The organism is Streptococcus mitis, from assembly GCF_946188585.1.
GTDB lineage: Bacteria > Bacillota > Bacilli > Lactobacillales > Streptococcaceae > Streptococcus > Streptococcus mitis_DG.
In genome coordinates, this window is sequence record NZ_CAMHVI010000003.1 from 1 (window position 1) to 19,322 (window position 19,322).

The window sequence follows — 19,322 nt, forward strand, 5'->3', positions numbered from 1 at the left end:
GTAATTCTCACGATATGTTGCCCTAAAGGGCTTAATAGATTTTTCTGATTGAACTCTTAACATGTCTACATAGAGCTTAAGATCAATAGAATCGTGTAACACTAGAACAATAACTTTGCTTAGGACAAAACGTAGGTATAAGATCCAGATGACTACAAGTAGCATCAGTAAAGCGAGTATTAAACCCCACCGTTTTGTTTCAGGTTGACGTTCTAAAAAAATTGCTAATGCTCCTATAATCATTGATATAATATAACTTAACTGACTAATAGTCTCAATTTGTAGAAGAATATTTTCTGTCGCCCTACTTACTATTTTTTCAATTAATTTCATATATTACTCTCATTTCACTGATTCTAAATATTTCTTCGCTTCCTGAACATAAAAGAGTTCTGGATTTTCATCGGCAATACTTTCAAACAAACTACGGGCACGTTCTTCATCACCTTTTAATTGGGCATTGAGAGCGCCGTAATAAGAAAACATGATTCGAGCTAACTTATTTTCAGGTTCAGTGGTGTCGAAGTAGTCGTTTGATATTTTATTGCAATAGATATCAACAATAGCCTTTAAACTCAAAATTTCTTCCTGATATTTTAAAATTTGCGATTGAACATTACTTGTTAGTTCTTCAATTTCTACCATTAATTCTTGCAATTCTAAACAATCATTCAAATGAACCAGGTTTAGGATGCTATAATACTTGATATGAAATACATAGTACAGATTTTTGGATTTTTTTAGACTACTATTTTTTATTTTATTCAGCAATTCTAAACTATCTTGGAAATCTCCTCTATAAAAAGGATACTCTTGCATTTGCCAAATATTTTGGAAGAATCTGAACATTTCTATTTAAAGAATTTGCATCAGCTCTAGCAACAATATCCTGATACTTTATTAAATTAATATCCTCAAATAAAATATCAATTAAAGCCCTATCTAGTAATAATTTAGATAGAAGAATAAACAATATAAGAAGGACAAGAAATACTGTTAATACCTTTGTGTAAGTAGTCGATGAATGGTTAAAAATATAGACAAAAACCATTACTGTTGAAAACACTAAAAAATACAGCAAATATTTAAATATAATTTTAAGAAAAATTAATTCTATTTTATCAGCTGACCATGTTCTAATAATTTCTATAGCTCTTTTCATATAAATCTCTGTTCCTAAGGGAATTCTACTCCCCGTTCAATGCTTCAAACTTAGCTTTCATAGTTGGATTTTTTCGTGTCAGTTTTTTAACCGAAACATCTTCCAACTTGTTGTTAGCGAGGCGGAGTTGGTTTTCGGATGTGGTTAGGAACTTCTTGACCTCTTCCATGCGTTTGATGGCCTTGTCGATTTCATCGATAGCTTTACCAAAATTAGTCGAAGCAGAGTTATAGTTCTTAGCAAAGGCCAGCTTAAAGGCATCTAAGTCTTCCTCAAAATGCGTAATATCAATATTTTGCTCCCGAACCAAGGCCAACTCTTGCTTGTATTTCAAAGAATTAAGAGCTGCATTACGTAAGAGACCAATCAACTGGATAAAGAACTGAGGGCGAACCACATACATCTTTTCATACTCGTGGCTGACGTCAACAATCCCTGTATTAAAGTAGTCATTATCAACCTCAAGCATGGTCACCAAAACAGCATATTCGCAGTTCTTTTCACGACGGTCCTTGTCCAATTCCTTGTAGAAATCTGCGTTCTTGTGCTTCTTCTCAGTCCCGTCCGCTTCATTTTTCATCTCAAACATGATGGAAATGATTTCCACTCCATTTTCATCACTCTCACGGAAGATAAAGTCCCCCTTAGACCCACGCGCAGAGACCTTGTTATCCTTCTCAAAGTAGGCATTTGGAAAGGCAAAACTGCGGACCTTGTTAAACTCACTTTCCGCATACTGTTCCAGACTTTCACCGATTGCCTTGGTAGATTGTTGTGCCTTAAAATTCTTGTAAAACTCGACTTGTTCACTGGCTGCTTTAAGCTGGGCTTCGTAATTTTGCTTAACAGAAGCCAAAGATAACTCATTTTCCTTTTCTTGCAAGAGGAGCTGATTTTTGACCTGATCCCGTTCTTTTTCAAGGTCAGAAAGGGTCTTTTGCAGTTGATTTTCATGCTCCAAACGCAAGGTAGCCAATTGGTTTTCCAATGCCTGCACTTCCTTGTCCTTTGCTAATAAAGCCTGATGGCTTGTCTGTTCAACCTCTTTCTTGGCCAATTCTTTTTCTGTATTAAAGTTTTGGATTTGGCTCTGCAATTGCGCAATTTCTTGGTCTTTTTGAGCCAGTTTAGACTGTTGTTCATTCATGGCCTTTTGCTCAGCCAAAGCCAGTTCCTGCTTCATGCGATCGTGTAGTTCCTTATCAAACTCAGCCGTTCTCACTTGGGATAAAAGTTCGGCATACTGACTTTCATTTACTGTAAAGACTTCCCCACAGTTGGGGCATTTGATTTCGTTCATATCGTTCCTCTTTCTAGACTTCTGTAACCATTATATCATGCCTGAGGGAAAATCAAAAACAGTGAGTCGAAACCCACTGTTTATCTTCTTTTTTCTTTAAATTTTTTCCAAGGCCAAGCGTAAATCTTCAATCAAATCCTCTACATTTTCAAGACCGATAGACAAGCGGATTTGGTTTGGTGTGACTCCTGCTGCTTCCAGGTCTTTTTCTGACAACTGACCATGTGTTGTAGTCGCTGGATGAACAACAAGAGACTTAGCATCCGCTACGTTTGCAAGGTCAGAAAAGATTTCCAAATTATCGATTACCTTGCGTGCTTCTGCCTCCCCACCTTTAACATGGAAGGTAAAGATTGACCCCACACCTTTTGGCAAATATTTCTCAGCCAAGGCATGATAAGGACTATCTGCAAGTTTTGGATAGTTGACTTTTTCTACCTTAGGATGATTGACAAGGAAATCAACAATTTTCTCTGCATTTTGCACGTGACGTTCCACACGAAGTGAAAGGGTTTCAAGTCCTTGAAGTAACAAGAATGCATTAAATGGGGACAAGGCTGCACCTGTATCACGGAGCAATTGGACACGGACGGCAATAATAAAGGCTGCTGCACCCACATCACGAGTATAGCTCAAATTGTGGTAGCTTGGGTCTTCCTCAACAAATTGAGGGAATTTTCCTGAGGCTGCCCAGTCAAAACGACCACTGTCAACAATCACTCCTCCAATAGTCGTACCATGTCCACCGATAAACTTAGTCGCAGAGTGAATGGCAATATCTACACCGTGAGAAAAGACATTAATCAAGTAAGGTGTGGCAAAGGTATTGTCCGACACTAGTGGAATCTGGTGTTTATGCGCAATCTCAGCCAATTTCTCCAAGTCAGGAATGTTAATCAAAGGATTCCCCAAGGTTTCAATCAAGACAAGCTTGGTATTGTCATTGATAGCCGCTTCCACTTCCTCCAAATTATCCACATCGACAAAGGTTGTTGTGATCCCATAACGAGGAAGGGTTTCTTTCAAGAGATTGAAAGTCCCGCCGTAGATAGTTGATGCTGCCACTACATGGTCACCAGCGTGGGCAAGCGCCAAAATCGTATAAGTCACTGCGGCCATACCTGAAGCTGTTGCAAGAGCTCCAACACCACCTTCAAGTGCAGCAATTCTTTCTTCAAAGGCAGCTGTTGTAGGGTTGGTGATACGAGTATAGATATTACCTGGCTTTCTCAAGGCAAACAAATCGGCACCTTCCTGCGTGTCATCAAAAACAAAAGACGTTGTCTGATAAATTGGCACTGCACGAGACTTGGTAGCTGGATCCACAACTTGACCAGCATGTAGTTGCAAAGTTTCAAATTTAAAATCACGAGTCATAAAACGACCTCCAAATAGTTTGATTAAGGATATTGTAGCACCTTAAGGTATAGTTTACAAATATCAGTTTTCTATATTTTGATATAAGAAATAGCTATTACCCTATTTTAAAAACGAAAAAGCACGACTTAATCGTACTCATTTTCTTAATCTACGTAAGTATCTTCATTTTTATTGAGGAAGGCATATGGAAGACCCATCAAGAGGCCTCCTCCGATAAAGTTTCCAATGAAGGTTACACCCCAGTGACGAAGCATATTTCCAACACCAAAGTTAGCAATTGAATCCGCAGCAACACTGAATTTCACAATCGCGAAAGAAGCAAAGTTCGCAGCGATGTGCTCGTTTGTTAAGAATACAAACATGTAAATTGCTGATAAAACGAGCCATAGTTTAGCGCCGCCATCTTTGACCAAAACAAATGAAAGAATCGCAATATTAACAAAAATATTTGCCAGAATAGCCTCAAGTAAGACTAATTCATTTGAACGGCCTAACTTCATCTCAACAACCCCTGAGATGAAACTATCGTGTGTCAGATGTGCATAAGCTGCTGAGTGGGCAAAGCCCCAACCTGCTATCAAGGCTCCGATAAGGTTGAACAAGGTACAGTACAGTAAAATCTCAGCTGTTTTTCTCCAAGAGATTTTTTTCAAGAAACTACCAGCAGTCAAAAACATCATGTTTGATGTTACCAACTCGGCATTCAAGAAAACAATGTAGGCCAATCCCCAAGCAAAGACAAATGGGAAGAGGAAGCGTCCACTACCTGGTGCAATTTTATTAATCAAGTCAGCCCCAACTGCACCAGCAGCTGTACTGAAGGTTAAAAATGCACCTGCAAACATAGAACGAATCGCATACTTAAATTTGCTTTTATTATAAAGACTTTCCTTTTTCTTACAAGCAAATTCAATCTTTGAGATAAATTCTGAAGAAACCATAATAAACTCCTAAAACTTTTATTTGTGATAATTATATCACAAACTTTAGAATTAAGGAAACGTTTTCTGTATTTTATAAAAGTTTATTTTACAAAAATATTAAAAGAATCAATGAAACTTAATCTTCACTGATTCTTTTAGAACTAATAAAATTGTTTATATGGTTGATTGAAGGCTGTTAAAATTTCGTCAGATGTTTGTGAATAATCTTTTGTTTCTTTCAAATCACCCTTTACAATGATCCGCTCAGTAGCTGCTGCATCCTCACAAGTTACTAAAGTAATTTCATCAACACCAGTTCGGTCATCAATTTCATCTACTCTATCTGGTGTAACTCGTTTCACTTCACTAATTTCATAGGTATACACTTTATTCTTATCTGTCAAGTGAATTTTCATCCCTTTTTTCGCACGATCTAGTGGAGAAAAAAGCATCTGACTAGCATTATCACCTGTGAAAATATGATGGCTAGCTAATGAATAATTCCCTTTACCCATTTCTTGGTCACGCTTCATGGTACCCGCACCGTATAAAAGATTGACATTTGCAATCCCCTTAAAGATAGGTAAATTAATTTCAAGCTCAGGTATTGCAATTCCTCCGATAACAGGTAATTTTTGATTATCCCATTGAGAGGCTAAAACAGCTTCAGAGGAAATGGCTTTTACTGAATCAAAATCAAAATTTCCCTCTGTATCCTGATTTTCTTCTATTTTTTCTTTTGATACTTGACTAACTTGGTATTTATTACTATTCCAAGCAATAAATGCATCACGAATCTTTGCATTAAAAATTAAAGCAATAGAGATCAGTATGAGAAATACAGCCAAGATATTTGTCAGCAGATTTTTTCGTTTGATTTTCTTATTATTCTTTTTATGAGACATTATACTTCACCTTCTGTTTCGTTTTCTGCCCCAACTTCTTCTTTTTCTGCCGCTGCAACCGTCGTAAAGGTTACAATTTTAGCATCTTGGTCCAGGCGCATCACTTTAACTCCCATAGTTGAGCGACCTGTTTGTGAAATATTGGCAACGTTAGTTCGAATCATGACACCAGTATCAGTGATAATCATCAAATCTTCATCGCCTGTAACGGTCATAAGACCAGCAAGAGAACCATTCTTTTCAGTAATTTTAGCAGTTTGCATCCCTTTACCACCACGACCTTTTGTTGGATATTCAGTCGCAACGGTGCGCTTACCATATCCTTTTTCAGTGATGATAAGAACCTCGTCCTGGTCTGTAATCACACTAGCACCAACAACTGTGTCTCCGTCACGGAGATTGACACCTTTCACACCAGTGGCGATACGACTCATGCCACGAACGGCTGATTGATTAAAGCGAACTGCATAACCAAACTTGGTACCAATGATAATATCCGTGTCCTCTTCTGTCAGCAAGACATTAATCAATTCATCTTCATCCTTGAGATTTAAAGCCTTGAGTCCATTCTGACGAATGTTAGCGAATTCCTTAACGCTGGTTCTCTTCACAATACCATGACGAGTTGTGAAGAAGAGATAAGCATCATCACTGCGTTCAGATTCAACATTGATGATGGTCTGAATACTTTCACCTTCATCTAATTTCAAAAGATTGACGATTGGCAAGCCCTTAGCTGTACGGCCATACTCAGGAATTTCATAGCCTTTCAGGCGATAGACACGTCCTTTATTTGTAAAGAAGAGTAGGTGATCATGGGTGCTAGTTGACACTAACTCACGAACAAAATCATCATCCTTAACACCTGTACCTTGGACACCACGACCTCCTCGTTTTTGAGCGGTAAACTCAGCTTGGTCCAGACGTTTGATGTAGCCTTTGTTAGACAGTGTAATCAAGACATCCGATTCTTCAATCAAATCCTCATCTTCAAGACTCAAGACTTCACCGACCATCAATTCAGTACGACGTTGGTCGCCAAACTTACGCTTGACTTCGTCTAATTCATCTTTAATGATTTGAGAAACACGTTCCGGCTTAGCAAGAATATCTGCTAAATCGGCAATCAGAGCCAAGAGATCATCATACTCAGACTGAATCTTATCTCGTTCCAAACCTGTCAAACGACGAAGACGCATATCAAGGATAGCTTGACTTTGACGTTCAGAAAGCTTGAACTTGCTCATCAACTCAGCTTGCGCTTCCGCATCCGTTTCACTAGCACGGATGATACGAATCACTTCGTCGATGTGGTCTAGCGCAATCAAGAGACCTTCTAAAATATGAGCACGTGCTTCCGCTTTTTCCTTATCAAAACGAGTACGACGAACAACCACTTCTTTTTGGTGTTCGATATAAGCATCCAAAATCTGACGAAGAGACAAAATCTTCGGCACCCCATTTTGGATAGCAAGCATATTGAAACCAAAGTTGGTTTGCATCTGGGTCATCTTGAAGAGATTATTAAGGATAACATTGGCTGAGGCATCTCGCTTGACCTCGATCACGAAACGAACCCCTTCGCGGTTTGACTCATCACGGACTGCTGTGATGCCCTCAATGCGTTTCTCCTGAACCAAACGAACAATATGCTCATGCACCTTGGTTTTATTAACCATGTAAGGAAATTCTGTTACAACGATGCGCTCACGGCCAGTCTTAGTTTCTTCAATTTCAGTACGAGAACGGAGAACAATCGAACCTTTACCTGTTTCATAAGCCTTATGAATACCTGATTTCCCCATAACAAGGGCTCCAGTTGGAAAATCTGGCCCAGGCAAGACTTCCATCAAGTCCTTAGTAGTCACTTCAGGATTGTCCATTACCAACTTCACAGCATCAATGGTTTCTCCCAAGTTGTGAGGGGGAATATTGGTTGCCATCCCAACGGCAATACCAGTAGCTCCATTAACCAAAAGGTTTGGAAAACGAGCTGGAAGGACTAAAGGTTCACGTTCATTGGCATCATAGTTATCAACGAAATCAACCGTATTTTTATTGATGTCACGAAGCATTTCCAGAGCAATTTTGCTCATACGTGCCTCAGTATAACGCTGGGCGGCAGCACCGTCTCCATCCATAGAACCAAAGTTTCCGTGGCCATCTACAAGCATGTAACGATAGCTCCACCATTGAGCCATACGGACCATAGCTTCATAGATCGAGGAATCCCCGTGTGGGTGATATTTACCCATGACATCCCCTGTAATACGAGCAGATTTTTTATGAGGTTTGTCTGGAGTAACACCCAATTCATTCATTCCGTAGAGAATCCGACGGTGAACAGGTTTCAAGCCATCTCGAACATCAGGAAGAGCCCGCGCTACGATAACACTCATGGCGTAGTCGATAAAGCTCGTCTTCATCTCCTTTGTCAGATTGACATTCACTAAATTTCTATCCTGCATTAATAAATGCCTCATTTCACTATTAGTATAAAATATATTATACCATAATGTCCGCCATATTTCAGGTATCTAAAACCACTAAAACGTTTACATCAAGAACTGCAAAGCATATCCGTGACAAAGTTTTTTAAAAGTGATAGAATTGAAATAACTGGGGAAATCCCTGAATAAAATTAAGGAGATGTTTAGAATAATGACTTCAACTAAACAACACAAAAAAGTTATCCTTGTCGGTGATGGTGCTGTAGGTTCTTCTTACGCTTTTGCACTTGTTAACCAAGGAATTGCACAAGAGCTTGGAATTATCGAAATTCCACAATTGCATGAAAAAGCTGTTGGTGACGCGCTTGACCTTAGTCACGCCCTTGCTTTCACTTCACCTAAAAAAATCTATGCAGCTCAATACTCTGACTGTGCAGACGCTGACCTTGTTGTAATCACTGCAGGTGCGCCTCAAAAACCAGGTGAAACTCGTCTTGACCTTGTAGGTAAAAACCTTGCTATCAACAAATCAATCGTAACTCAAGTTGTTGAATCAGGTTTCAAAGGTATCTTCCTTGTTGCTGCTAACCCAGTTGACGTCTTGACTTACTCAACTTGGAAATTCTCTGGCTTCCCTAAAGAACGCGTTATCGGTTCAGGTACTTCACTTGACTCAGCTCGTTTCCGTCAAGCACTTGCTGAAAAATTGGATGTTGATGCTCGTTCAGTTCACGCCTACATCATGGGTGAACACGGTGACTCTGAGTTCGCTGTTTGGTCACACGCAAACATCGCTGGTGTAAACCTTGAAGAATTCCTTAAAGATACTCAAAACGTTCAAGAAGCTGAATTGATTGAATTGTTCGAAGGTGTTCGTGACGCAGCTTACACAATCATCAACAAAAAAGGTGCAACATACTACGGTATCGCAGTAGCTCTTGCTCGTATTACTAAAGCAATCCTTGACGATGAAAACGCAGTACTTCCACTTTCAGTATTCCAAGAAGGTCAATACGGAGTTAAAAACGTCTTTATCGGTCAACCAGCTGTTGTTGGTGCACATGGTATTGTTCGTCCAGTAAATATCCCATTGAACGACGCAGAAACTCAAAAAATGCAAGCATCTGCTAAAGAATTACAAGCTATCATTGACGAAGCATGGAAAAACCCAGAATTCCAAGAAGCTTCTAAAAACTAATTGTAACTAGGTTCTCATTAAATGAGAACTCCATACCGAAGACAAACATCATTCTAGTGTTTGTCTTTTTTATTTCTTCAGATTTCCTATCCTTAAAAAAATCGAAACCTCGATAAAATACTTTTCAATGCAAAAAAATTTCCCGCCCTGTTTTCCGTGGTTTTTCCGATTTAAGTCAATCTTAACTTCCACATAAACTTAGCTTGATTATCAAAACTTTGTGAGTATATTTGTGGTTATTGGATACGATTCAGTCATAGATGAAGGAAAATCAATAACTTGTCCAATCTGACTAAGAAAATGTTCTTGCGGAACGAGTTCATCTAGCGTGTAAAAGACAACCTGATTGCGGTTATTGTCTGGATTTTCTTTATGAAACATAGAAAACATCTCACAACTTTTCTGACATCTATTATACGACTTTAGAAAAAATGCCCTTAGAAACTTTTAATCTAAGGGCTTTGTTTTCAGTCTGAGTTTCTTATAAAATGAGAACTTTTCTTTTTATTGTTATAAAATCTAAGATTGTACTTTTCAAAATATTACTTATCTCACTTCTTATGTATTGTATTGTAAATTCGAATACAAACACAACAACTCAAATATACTCTCACCATACAATAGATAAAATAACCTGTAGATGATACTATGAAAAATGATAAGATATAGCTTTAAAACATTTTATTCCTGCAATCTCTCATACAATTCTTGCATTTGTACATCATCTGGAACCAGTTTTAAGTAAGCTTGCGCATTGACTTTTGCTTCTTCAAAATAACCCAATTCACGCAAGAGATAGATATAGTGTTCCAGAAACTCTGGATTGTCCTTTAAATCTCCTGCCAACTCTTGATAATGCTCGTAGGCAGTATCCAAATCGTCCATTTCTTGATAGGAACGAGCAATCATCCACTTGGTCAAAAGATTCTCTGGCTCATCACTTTGTAAGTCTAGAATGTCCTCATAACGTTCCTGTTCTAGATAAATAGTAGCTAGACGGAGTAAGATTTCTTCCGTATCCTCAGCATCTTCTTTAGCAGTAAGGAGATAGTTTTCTGCACCACTGGCATCATGTAATTCATATGAAAATTGTGAAGCTGCTAACAAGAGTCTTGTTTCAAAAGGATTTTTCTCCAAGCCTTGCTGAGCGATACGCAGGGCTTCTTGAACTTGATGCTCCTTATGCAAGGCCTGACTGTAACCATACTCATATCCCTCAAAATCAGGTGAAATGGTATCAAGTTGCTTAAAGTAGAGGACAGCTTTTTGGTATTCTTCTCTATCAAAGTAAAGACTGGCTAACTCAAAAGCTGTTAGGTCATCGTATTCTAACTCCAAGGCTTTTTCTAAAAACTGTATAGCCGTTTCAAATTTCCCTAACTGGGCATAGGCAAAGCCAATTCGTTGATAGGTAGAAATGCCTGTTTGCTCATAAATCGAGCGATTATCTAACTGGGCATAGCCTTGAATAGCTTCTTGGTAATTTTCCAACTCACTATCCAACTCTGCCAAGCCCAATATCAAGAGAGGATCCTCTGAATAGCTCAAGGCTTCTAGTAATTTCTCACGCGCCACATCTGTCAAACCTTCCATCTGGTAAAGGTCTGCCTTAAGCGCCAAAGCCGAAACATACCAGTCACTGTCAGCTTGTATTTCCTCTAGATAGGCAAAGGCTTCTTCGATTTGACCATCCTCGCTAGCAATAGCTGCTAGATTAAGATGAACCTCTGGAAAATCCTCTACGATTTTCAGGTAAATTTCCTTTGCCTGAGGATAAAAACCAATTCCTTCAAGATAAGTAGCTAACTCATACAGAAGGTCACTTGGATCATTTTCTAAAGCTTTGACGAAATAGTGCTCAGCCTTGGTTAAATCTTGCTCTTCCAAGGCCTGTAACATCTGTTGACTATTGTTCACTCTTGATTTCCTCTCCCTCTAGTTCATATAGGCCACTGACTACCTTATACCATTCAAAAATCGCTGAAATGACAACTTTAGCAGAGGCATAAACTGGAATACCGAGCAAGACTCCCCAGATACCAAACATGGATCCTGAAGTTAACAAGACAAAAAGAACATTAATGGGATGGATGTTTAATTGACTTCCCAAAATCAATGGAGAGACAAAACGGCCTTCAATAGTTTGTTCTACGATAAAGACAATCACTACTTTTAACAGCATGACTGGCCCAGCAATCAAGCCCAATACTAGGGCAGGAAGCATGGCTAAGAAGCTACCCAAATAAGGAACCAGATTTAAAATACCAGCAGTAACCCCCAACGTAACTGCATAGCGTAGACCAATGATTTTGAAGAAGATGATAAACATTACTGCTACAATAATAGCCACTGTTACTTGTCCTCTAACATAGTTGGACAACTGTTGATTCACATCTGACAAAACCTGTCCTACAGGTTCCTTCAATTTCGTTGGCATGAATTGGGTTAAATAGTTACGCAAGCCTTTCCCATCACGCAAAAGGTAAAAGAGCATGAAAGGAACGATAATCAAGGCAACAATCACTTGAGATGCCCCGCTAATAAAGGCGCTCACCCAGTTGACTGCCTGAGAAGAAACCTTACTTGCCCAAACTGTAGCCTGACTAGAGAAGTTTGTTAAAACTTGCTCTAATTGAGGTCTGAAATCATCTGGTAAACGCTTGGTGACCAAATCATTAACAACTCTGTCTGCATCTTCGAGGTAGACTGGAACATTCCTTGCAAAACTTAAAACTTGACGTTGCAGATTTGGAATGGCGACTGCCAAGCCCCAAATGATAAAGAGAGCGATGATGACAAAGACAATACTGATTGCGATGACACGATTAATCTTATGCTTCTCCATCCAATCAACAATAGGATTTAATAAATAATATAGCAAACCAGATAGAATGACTGGCAACATCACAACTGCCAAAAAGTCTAGAACCGGTGAAAATAGAAAACTAATCTTGCTTAAAATAAAAAGATTCAGTCCCAATAATAAGGTTACCAAAAATACCGTAATTGCCTTGTTATCCAAAAACCATTTGAAAAACCAAGATAGGCTAAACTGTTTCTCTTTTTGCTCCATAAATACTTCCTTTCTATTATTCTCTCATTATACCATTTTTAAATCAAAATAACTGTTTTTTAAAGTGCTTACATTCCATTGAATTGCACCGCATAGCATATTATAAATTCATTTTGTGATATAATAGTCTTATCTTTTATATAGAGGTAAAGTTATGAAAGAAACTGTTTATTTTGGAACATACACACGTCGTACTTCCCAAGGGATTTACAAAGCGGACTTTGATACAGAAACTGGTCAACTTGCAAATCTAGAACTTTTTGCTCCTGAACCAAGTCCAACCTATCTTGCTTTTGATCAGCACCAACATTTATACACTGTTGGTAGCCAAGACGATAAGGGAGGAATCGCTGCCTATCAAACTGACGGTACCTTATTAAATCATGTCGTGGAAGAGGGAGCACCCCACTGTTATGTTGCCGTTGATGAAAAGCGTGATTTGGTGTACGCAGCAAACTACCACAAGGGACAGGTCCTTGTTTATAAACGTCAGGAAGATGGTCGTCTTCTACTTAGTGATGTGGATCAACACAGTGGCCAAGGTCCACATGAAAATCAAGCTTCTCCACATGTTCACTATACAGATTTAACACCTGACCACTATCTAGTGACTTGCGACTTGGGAACTGACCAAGTCATCACTTATGATCTTGATCAAGAAGGAAAATTATCTAAACTCTATACCTACCATAGCCAGCCAGGAGCAGGCTCACGCCATATCATTTTCCATAACCACTATAAAATCGCTTATCTGATTTGTGAACTCAATAGCACTATCGAGATTTTAATTTACGATGGTGTTGGTGAATTTGAACGTATGCAAGTCATTTCAACTCTACCAGACGGTTATGAAGGCTTTAATGGAACTGCTGCTATTCGTCTCTCTAAAGACGGTAAATATCTCTACGCTTCTAACCGTGGTCATGATTCTATCGCAGTATATACAATCCTTGCGGACGGTAGTTTAGAGTTGTTAGAAATCGTTCCGACTCATGGTCAGACTCCACGTGATTTTGATTTGACACCGGATCAAGAATTTGTCATTGCTATCCATCAAGACTCTGACAATGCAACCGTCTTTAAACGCAATCCTGAAACTGGTCGTCTAGCAGAACTTTCTAATGACTTCCATGTCCCAGAAGCGGTCTGCATCAGATTTGCTAATTAAGACAATTATAACCACACTTCTAACAAGTTCTACACACCATAGACAAACATTATTTTAGTGTTTGTCTTTTTTATATCTACAAATTACTCCCCAAAAAAAGATAGAATCTTTCTCAAAACAATTTTTCCATGAAAAGTAAAAATATTTCACAGACATCATTTATTTGTCTCACACCTAACGGAGCTAGACGGACTAATAGTGACATAATGAAAAAGAACCTTGCAAAGCAAGATTCTTTTAGTGTCTGACTTAAATAATTGTTCTTCTGGGAACTAAATCGAATTAAGCTTCGATTTCTGTAACCATACCTGAACCAACAGTACGTCCACCCTCACGGATAGAGAATGTAGTACCTTGTTCTACGGCGATTGGGTGGATCAACTCAACGTCGATTGTCACGTTATCACCAGGCATTACCATTTCAGTACCTGCTGGAAGTTCGATTGAACCTGTAACGTCAGTAGTACGGAAGTAGAATTGTGGACGGTAGTTGTTGAAGAATGGAGTGTGACGTCCACCTTCTTCTTTAGTAAGGATGTAAACTTCACCTTTGAATTTAGTGTGTGGGTTGATTGAACCTGGTTTAGCGATAACTTGTCCACGTTCGATTTCGTCACGTTGAACACCACGAAGAAGGACACCTACGTTATCTCCGGCAAGACCTTCGTCAAGTTGTTTACGGAACATTTCAACACCAGTAACAACTGCTTTTTGAGTTTCTTCTTTGATACCAACGATTTCGATTTCGTCATTGACTTTAACGATACCACGGTCGATACGTCCTGAAGCAACTGTACCACGTCCAGTGATTGAGAATACGTCTTCGACTGGAAGAAGCAATGGTTTGTCAGTGTCACGTTCTGGTTCTGGGATGTACTCATCAACTGTGTTCATCAATTCCATAACGATGTCTTCGTATTTAGTGTCACCTTCAAGGGCTTTAAGAGCTGAACCTTGGATAACTGGAAGATCGTCACCTGGGAAGTCGTATTCTGACAATAGGTCACGGATTTCCATTTCAACCAATTCAAGCAATTCTTCGTCGTCAACCAAGTCAACTTTGTTCATGAAGACGATAAGGTGTTTAACACCAACCTGACGTGAAAGAAGGATGTGCTCACGAGTTTGTGGCATTGGTCCGTCAGTTGAAGCTACTACAAGGATAGCTCCGTCCATTTGAGCGGCACCAGTGATCATGTTTTTAACGTAGTCCGCGTGTCCTGGAGCGTCGATGTGAGCGTAGTGACGTTTTTCAGTTTCGTACTCAACGTGCGCAGTGTTGATTGTGATACCGCGTTCGCGTTCTTCTGGAGCAGCATCGATAGACGCATAGTCTTTAGGTTGGTTAACTGATGAAGGCAAGCGACGTGCCAAAACAGTTGTGATAGCTGCAGTTAGGGTAGTTTTACCGTGGTCAACGTGTCCGATAGTACCAATGTTAACGTGTGGTTTACTACGATCGTATTTTTCTTTTGCCATTTGAGTAAAAGCCTCCAATAAAATATATTTTATAGATAGACAGTAGGCAATACAGTCTAACTTTCCTTACTATTTTATCAAATTTCAGCTAAATTGCAAGTGTTTTACAAAGTTTTTGTGAATTATTCTTAATCTACTAATCTAAACGCCACTTCCACTCCTATCACTTGCCTAAATAAAAAGAAAAATCAGGGTTCTCCTGACTTTTACTTAGCTAATTCTCTTTCTCGTTCTTTCATTATTTTATGATTTTCATACAAACGTGATAAAAACTTAGATATTTCTTTCAAGATAGAATAGGTTGGTACTGCGACAATCATGCCAATGACACCATAGATATTACTTGATAACAAAAGTAATACTAAAATCGTAATTGGATGAACCTTCATTACCCCACCAACGATTCGAGGGTAGAGGATATTTCCATCCACTTGTTGAATAATTAGCATATAAACAACTGCAATCAGCATTCTATGAGGATCAGTAAAGACATTAGCGATAATCATTGGAATCAAGCCAATACTTGGTCCCACATAAGGAATGAGATTGGCTAACCCTGAAAAGATGGCGAAGACCAAAGCATATTTCAAACCGATTACGCTATATCCGATAAAAGCTAAACAACCAATAATAATCGCATCAATGGCGACTCCACTAATATATCGAGCGATTGTAGTATTCAAATTTTTTAAAAGACCTGTAATATGCAGCTTATCTCGCTTTAAAACAGTACGTTCAAGCATCGGCAAGAACTTGTTACCGTCTAACAAAAAATAAATTAAGAACACAGGGGTCATGATAATAATCAAAACGGTACTAAAGAGCGCAGATAAGACACTTCCAACACTATTGGTCACACTATTTAAGATATTTTGTAGAATATCTACATAGGATAGATTTAATTGTTGAATTGTCGCTTGAATATCTAAATTTTGAAAGGTTGGATAAGTAGATAAATCCACAATCAAATCTTGCAAACGACTATAAATTGTCTGACTTGTTGCTATCAAACTGGTCAACTGATTAATCAAAATCGGTAAAAGATAGACTACCCCAATAACTAGCCCCCAGACCAAGGCGCACAAGGTTAATAAAATACCAATGATACGGTTAATTTTGAAATACTTTTGTAAAAAATTTACAATAGGATTGGTCAAATAATATAAAAAACCACCTAAAAGAAAGGGAATCATTATAGTGTTTGCAACGCTTACAAAAGGTGTAATAATCGCTCCCATCTGTCTCCATAAATAGAAGATGATGGTTAATAGTAAAATCTCACTGGTCCAAAAAAATAATTTATTCTTACGAAACATGAAGTACCTCCATTCATCTATTTTACCACACTTTCAAAAAAGCTTCTTTCTTCTATCATGAAACTGGGAATATTTTTTTCTTTATGATAGAATAAACTTACTATGAAAAAAATAATTTTAACTCTTTTAAGCCTTTCCGTTATTGGCTCAGCATCTACTGTTGCTGCTCAAGATTTTAATATTGCTGCTAAACATGCAATTGCTGTTGAGGCAAATACTGGTAAAATTCTCTATGAGAAAGATGCAACCCAGCCAGTTGAAATTGCTTCAATCACAAAGTTAATTACTGTTTATCTTGTCTATGAAGCCTTGGAAAACGGCAGTATTACACTATCAACTCCGGTAGATATTTCTGATTATCCTTACAAATTAACGACAAATTCTGAAGCGAGTAACGTTCCTATGGAAGCTCGTAATTATACCGTCGAACAACTACTTGAGGCAACCCTGGTATCTAGCGCCAACAGTGCGGCTATTGCGCTAGCTGAGAAAATTGCAGGCTCAGAAAAAGATTTCGTCGATATGATGCGGGCAAAACTCTTGGAATGGGGAATTTCGGATGCAACTGTTGTCAATACGACGGGGCTTAACAATGAGAGTCTAGGTGATAACATTTATCCAGGCTCTAAAAAAGATGAGGAAAATAAGCTCAGTGCTTATGATGTCGCTATCGTTGCTCGCAACCTCATCAAAAAATACCCACAAGTCTTAGAAATCACGAAAAAACCTTCTTCTACTTTTGCTGGAATGACAATCACTTCAACCAACTACATGTTAGAGGGTATGCCTGCTTATCGCGGTGGTTTTGACGGACTTAAGACAGGAACTACAGACAAAGCTGGAGAATCTTTTGTTGGTACTACTGTTGAAAAAGGGATGAGGGTTATCACAGTTGTTCTGAATGCGGATCATCAAGACAATAATCCTTACGCTCGCTTCACAGCTACATCTTCACTAATAGATTATATCTCTTCTACATTCACACTTCGCAAAATCGTTCAGAAAGGTGATGCCTATCAAGATAGCAAAGTCCCTGTACAAGACGGAAAAGAAGATACAGTCACTGCTGTTGCTAAAGATGATATCTCTCTAATTGAACGTATTGGGAATCAATCTTCTCAATCTGTTCAATTCACACCTGATTCTAAGGCAATTCCAGCACCACTTGAAGCTGGAACAGTGGTTGGACATTTGACTTATGAAGACAAGGACTTGATTGGTCAAGGTTACATTACCACAGAACGTCCTAGTTTCGAAATGGTAGCGGAAAAGAAAGTTGAAAAAGCTTTCTTCTTAAAAGTTTGGTGGAATCAGTTTATCCGATTTATAAACGAAAAACTATAATATAGTAAACTTATCAAAGCTAAAAAATAAATAGTATGTTTAAAGAAAAAGAAGGGAATCTGTATAATACAGAACTCCCTTCTTTTTTTAAACTTAATTTATTGATAGCAAAAATCCCCTAAATCTTAGATTAATACTATCTAAAATCTAGGGGATTGATTGTATAAATACTATTTTAAAATCTTGATTCTAGTTCATTTCTTTAAAGGCTGCTTCTGCATCCTCGTTGCTGATGACACCAAATTGAATCTTTCCAATCTTTCCTTGACTATCAATCAGGTATTCTGTAGGAATGCTTCGAATTTGATAAGCTTGGAAGGTGGTTCCTTTTGTGTCATAAAGTACTGGGATATCTTTATATCCTTGATCTTGGAACCATTGTGGAAATTGCTCGACAGTTTTTTCACCTTGAATTCCTGGTGCAATGACACTAAGAATTTCGAAATCACGATCTTGTTTCGCAGCTAATTCCATCAACTCTGGCATACTTTTCTTACATGGGCCACACCATGAAGCCCAAAACTTCAAGTAGACTTTTTTTCCCTTAAAATCAGATAACTTGACTTCTTTGCCATCCATTGATTGCAATGTAAAGTCTGGGGCCTCTTTCCCAACAGCAATTTGTTGTACAGTCGTTTGTTGCTGTTGTTTTGGGGATTGTTCTGGTGCTTGAGTCTTTTTATTCTCTTCCTCGCCACAGGCCATCAAAACAACTAGTGACAAGAGGCTTAAGCCAGCAAACATTACTTTTTTCATCTTTTTCTCCTTTATTCAAAAATACCAGCTAGAACATTTACTTGTCCTAATAGTAACAAAATTCCCATTAAAATAATGATGAAACCACCAATTTTCTTTAGTAGCATCATATGACGCTTGATTTTACTAAAATAAGGCATCACTACGCCTGAAGCTAAGGCCAAGACCAAGAAAGGAATGGCCATCCCAAGAGTGTAAATCAAGGTATAAATCGCTCCTTGCCAAGCGCCATTACCCCCAGAAGCAGCAAGCGCTAAAACAGAACTCAAAACTGGGCCGATACAAGGCGTCCAACCAAAGCTAAAAGTAATACCGAGTAAAAAGGCTGACCAATAACGATTAGTTTCTGATTTCTTAAAAGTAAAGCTTTTTTGAACCTCTAATTTCTTAAAATGAAAAATTTCCATCTGGTGTAGACCTAAAATGATGATAATTGTTCCCATGGTATAACGAAACCAATTTGCATAGAGAATATTACCAAAGTAACCAGCACCAAATCCAAGAATAAAGAAAATGAGAGAAATACCTGCGATAAAGAATAGTGTGCGAATCAAACCTGACCAGGCAACTTTTTTCCCAAACAAGGAAAAACTTTTTGCACTTTCCTGATCATCCAATAAAATTCCAGTATAAACAGGTAACAGAGGGAAAATACAAGGGGAAAAGAAGGACAAGATACCTGCCAAAAAAACGGAGATTGAAAATACTATTGTTTCCAATAAAGAACCAACTTTCTTAAAAATTCTAATTCTATTTTACTATAATTAATTTTATTTGTATGATTTCTGCTACGCAATTTGTATTACGCTATCTTTTTATTATCTTTTATATCAATAGACGATTCTAATTTTTCATCAGTTTTGCACCT

At 38.2% G+C, this 19,322-nt stretch carries 15 protein-coding genes and 2 pseudogenes; 3 read left to right on the forward strand and 14 right to left on the reverse strand.

The genetic code is table 11. The annotated features are described in order from the left end of the window. The 8 genes and pseudogenes from N8M66_RS04830 to gyrA form a co-directional block, all read right to left on the reverse strand. Window positions 1–333 (reverse strand): annotated as a pseudogene (locus N8M66_RS04830) (hypothetical protein); the annotation flags it as partial. Between the two features lie 9 nt (window positions 334–342). Continuing rightward, window positions 343–567: pseudogene (locus N8M66_RS04835) on the reverse strand (hypothetical protein); the annotation flags it as partial. Window positions 568–796: 229 nt separating this feature from the next. Further along, entirely contained in the window at window positions 797–1,162 is a 366-nt protein-coding gene (locus tag N8M66_RS04840) for a hypothetical protein (protein WP_261045949.1), read from the reverse strand. 25 nt (window positions 1,163–1,187) lie between these two features. Next, the gene (locus tag N8M66_RS04845; protein WP_261045950.1) at window positions 1,188–2,462 is read right to left on the reverse strand and encodes a DUF2130 domain-containing protein; all 1,275 of its coding nucleotides are present in this window, start codon (window positions 2,460–2,462) and stop codon (window positions 1,188–1,190) included. 96 nt (window positions 2,463–2,558) lie between these two features. Then, the gene (locus N8M66_RS04850; protein WP_000196319.1) at window positions 2,559–3,839 is read right to left on the reverse strand and encodes an O-acetylhomoserine aminocarboxypropyltransferase/cysteine synthase family protein; all 1,281 of its coding nucleotides are present in this window, start codon (window positions 3,837–3,839) and stop codon (window positions 2,559–2,561) included. 146 nt (window positions 3,840–3,985) lie between these two features. Then, window positions 3,986–4,783 carry a formate/nitrite transporter family protein gene (locus tag N8M66_RS04855; protein ID WP_261045951.1) on the reverse strand — a complete coding sequence of 266 codons (798 nt, stop codon included), beginning with the start codon at window positions 4,781–4,783 and terminating at the stop codon, window positions 3,986–3,988. A gap of 143 nt (window positions 4,784–4,926) precedes the next feature. Then, window positions 4,927–5,670: a class A sortase gene (locus tag N8M66_RS04860; protein WP_033681684.1), complete on the reverse strand. Its 744-nt coding sequence runs from the start codon at window positions 5,668–5,670 to the stop codon at window positions 4,927–4,929. Then, window positions 5,670–8,138, reverse strand: coding sequence for a DNA gyrase subunit A (gene gyrA / locus N8M66_RS04865; protein ID WP_261045952.1), 2,469 nt, complete (start codon window positions 8,136–8,138; stop codon window positions 5,670–5,672). Before gyrA ends, N8M66_RS04860 begins: the two co-directional genes overlap by 1 nt. A 193-nt stretch (window positions 8,139–8,331) precedes the next feature. Here gyrA and N8M66_RS04870 point away from each other — a divergent pair, with 193 nt between their 5' ends. After that, window positions 8,332–9,318, forward strand: coding sequence for an L-lactate dehydrogenase (locus tag N8M66_RS04870; RefSeq protein WP_023942623.1), 987 nt, complete (start codon window positions 8,332–8,334; stop codon window positions 9,316–9,318). Between the two features lie 681 nt (window positions 9,319–9,999). On the opposite strand, the gene N8M66_RS04875 is transcribed toward N8M66_RS04870, so the two are convergent. Continuing rightward, complete coding sequence (locus N8M66_RS04875) at window positions 10,000–11,235, reverse strand: tetratricopeptide repeat protein (RefSeq protein ID WP_261045953.1); 1,236 nt, start codon at window positions 11,233–11,235, stop codon at window positions 10,000–10,002. Next, complete coding sequence (locus N8M66_RS04880; protein WP_261045954.1) at window positions 11,225–12,391, reverse strand: AI-2E family transporter; 1,167 nt, start codon at window positions 12,389–12,391, stop codon at window positions 11,225–11,227. The genes N8M66_RS04875 and N8M66_RS04880 overlap by 11 nt, the downstream gene beginning before the upstream one ends. 154 nt (window positions 12,392–12,545) lie before the next feature. On the opposite strand from N8M66_RS04880, the gene N8M66_RS04885 reads away from it, so the two are divergent. Continuing rightward, window positions 12,546–13,559 carry a lactonase family protein gene (locus N8M66_RS04885; RefSeq protein WP_261045955.1) on the forward strand — a complete coding sequence of 338 codons (1,014 nt, stop codon included), beginning with the start codon at window positions 12,546–12,548 and terminating at the stop codon, window positions 13,557–13,559. Window positions 13,560–13,841: 282 nt separating this feature from the next. On the opposite strand, the gene tuf is transcribed toward N8M66_RS04885, so the two are convergent. Beyond that, window positions 13,842–15,038: an elongation factor Tu gene (gene tuf, locus N8M66_RS04890; protein ID WP_001040726.1), complete on the reverse strand. Its 1,197-nt coding sequence runs from the start codon at window positions 15,036–15,038 to the stop codon at window positions 13,842–13,844. Between the two features lie 206 nt (window positions 15,039–15,244). Next, the gene (locus N8M66_RS04895; RefSeq protein ID WP_261045956.1) at window positions 15,245–16,354 is read right to left on the reverse strand and encodes an AI-2E family transporter; all 1,110 of its coding nucleotides are present in this window, start codon (window positions 16,352–16,354) and stop codon (window positions 15,245–15,247) included. A 102-nt stretch (window positions 16,355–16,456) separates the two neighbouring features. Between N8M66_RS04895 and pbp3 the strand changes: the two genes are divergently transcribed. Further along, on the forward strand, window positions 16,457–17,698 hold the full coding sequence (gene pbp3, locus N8M66_RS04900) for a D-alanyl-D-alanine carboxypeptidase PBP3 (RefSeq protein WP_261045957.1): 1,242 nt from the start codon (window positions 16,457–16,459) through the stop codon (window positions 17,696–17,698). Between the two features lie 189 nt (window positions 17,699–17,887). Here the strand turns inward: pbp3 and sdbB are convergent, their stop codons facing one another. After that, window positions 17,888–18,454: a thiol-disulfide oxidoreductase-associated lipoprotein SdbB gene (sdbB, locus tag N8M66_RS04905; protein WP_261045958.1), complete on the reverse strand. Its 567-nt coding sequence runs from the start codon at window positions 18,452–18,454 to the stop codon at window positions 17,888–17,890. A gap of 11 nt (window positions 18,455–18,465) precedes the next feature. Next, complete coding sequence (gene ccdA2, locus N8M66_RS04910; protein ID WP_261045959.1) at window positions 18,466–19,173, reverse strand: thiol-disulfide oxidoreductase-associated membrane protein CcdA2; 708 nt, start codon at window positions 19,171–19,173, stop codon at window positions 18,466–18,468. Between the last annotated feature and the right edge of the window lie 149 nt (window positions 19,174–19,322).